Genomic DNA, 1,942 nt, shown 5'->3' on the forward strand with positions numbered 1-1,942 from the left:
TCGGCGCCGAATTCGCTCGATGCCAGCGCGATCAATGTTCCGGCACAGATGGCCAAAATAGCGGTGATTTTGAGAGTGATCATTTTGAAAATCCCCGTCATTGGGGCGAGACCATTCCCGCCAGCCAGTAATCGGGGAAATACGCGGGGATCAGGTTGGCGTATGTGATTTATAGCACGCATGGCTCTGCGCGGATTTGAACCGTGCACGCAGTTGGACCGACGTTCACGGTCGGAGAACTTCGGTCACCCGAGCAGGATCTGCGTAATTTTACTCCGACACCAAGCACGGCGGATTTGGGACACGTACAGTTTCTGTTCTGATTTTCAAAACAGGCCACTAACAAGCGCGGGGGTTGGGATGCAGGGTTCGAACGCGGCGCTACGCATCGGTCTTTAGCGAGGGCCCGGACAATACTCAGACGCGGCACTAATGCGGAAACCAGCCTTAACGTTCCATGATGCGCAGCCGCTAATCCCACGAGAAGTGAGCGATCCGGCATTATTCTTTAACCATCCACCCATATCGTTTTTAACAATTGCGGAATGCCCCCCAAGGCCCCGCGAGAATCGCGTAAGAGGCCCGCTGGCGGGCAAGAGCCAGCGGGCCTCTCGTCTCATGGCGGAGCACGCAGATGGCAGAGCAGCGATCACATCGCCGGGTCGTGTTTGAGCGTGGCCAACCTGCGTACATGATGGCCATCGACGGCACTTGGCGGCGTACCTGCGTGATGGAAGACGCGTCGGACGGCGGCGCAAAGCTGACGGTCGAGGGTCCCCTCGAAGGGCTCCAGCTAAACGAATTTTTCCTGCTGCTTTCCTCGACTGGGCTTGCCTATCGCCGCTGCGGATTAGCTTGGGTCAATGGTGACCAATTGGGCGTCACTTTCTTGAAGCGGAGCAACGTGAAGCGAAACGCCCAGACCAAGCCAAAAAGTGAGGCGCCCGCCTAGTCGCCGCTGACCTATGTCGGCCTGTGTAATCCTTTGTCCATTCGCCAGATGGGGCGACGGACCTGCCGTCGCTAGCTTCAGCACTCCACGTCAAGGCTGAATAACAGCCGCCGGTTCACCCCGGCGGTTTTATTACAAGCTCGGTAACGAGGTCGTGTGTGATGCGATATTTACGTCCAACCCAAGTGGCGTTGGCAGATAGCACCGTATTATTATCCTGGGAGGGAAGCCGGAGAGGATCGTGGAGATCAACGCATGACCGACGATTTCAGGGATTGGAGTAAGCTCACAGATAAAGAAAAAAGTGACCAACTCAACGCTGACCTGGAGCGATTGCGATCCGGCAAGGGGCCCGATATTCGCCAAGACGGTAAGCAGGTGGAGCCGCCATTCGCCCTTCGTGTGGCAGGCAGATTGGGGCAGATGCTTGCTGCCGGCGGCGAGACCGCGGAAACGCTCAAGACGCTTATGGCATCAGGAATGACGGCGGATCACGCTAAACTGCTGATGCAAACCGCGCTCCACAACTGCATGGTGGAATCTGATAACGGCGCGCCGGATCGGTGGCTGGCGGTCATGTCAGCGCTGCGTGATGGGCGGACTCTTGAAGAGCTGTTTCCTTACGCGCTCTATACTAAGGACGACGGGCCTTCTCACTAGTGGCCGGTGTGTTCGGGAAAATCATGGCCAGCATCGTTTGCCCCTGTATTTTCTTGTGGCCCCCACGGTGGCCCGGGACTAACGAGTTCGCGGGAATATTGGTCTTAGCGCCAGTAAGTGATTGTTTTCATTGGTGAGCGCGGAGGGACTCGAACCCTCGACCCCATGATTAAAAGTCACGTGCTCATAGCTCGAAGGACCGCTGTTGGCGCAAAGCGGCCGGTCAGAGGAAGTCATGCTCCTGGGGGTAGAACGGACATGCCGCACCGGCGGATTGAGGTCTCAGTTTGACCCATCTGAGACATTGGCTATCATCGGCTGTCGCGCCAC

General features: G+C 57.1%; 2 protein-coding genes. Both read left to right on the top strand.

Annotated features, from left to right (window positions below):
• Positions 1–634 precede the first annotated feature (634 nt).
• Positions 635–952 (top strand): PilZ domain-containing protein, encoded by a 318-nt coding sequence (locus tag JQ611_RS41375; protein ID WP_212263352.1) that lies wholly within the window; start codon positions 635–637, stop codon positions 950–952.
• A gap of 255 nt (positions 953–1,207) precedes the next feature.
• Complete coding sequence (locus JQ611_RS41380; protein WP_212263353.1) at positions 1,208–1,612, top strand: hypothetical protein; 405 nt, start codon at positions 1,208–1,210, stop codon at positions 1,610–1,612.
• Positions 1,613–1,942: the final 330 nt, after the last annotated feature.

It is taken from the genome of Bradyrhizobium sp. AUGA SZCCT0182 (genome assembly GCF_018130185.1).
Lineage (GTDB): Bacteria > Pseudomonadota > Alphaproteobacteria > Rhizobiales > Xanthobacteraceae > Bradyrhizobium.

Coding starts and splice junctions, on each gene's coding strand:
- JQ611_RS41375 (WP_212263352.1), top strand. CDS start 635: ATGGCAGAGCAGCGATCACATCGCCGGGTCGTGTTTGAGCGTGGCCAA.
- JQ611_RS41380 (WP_212263353.1), top strand. CDS start 1,208: ATGACCGACGATTTCAGGGATTGGAGTAAGCTCACAGATAAAGAAAAA.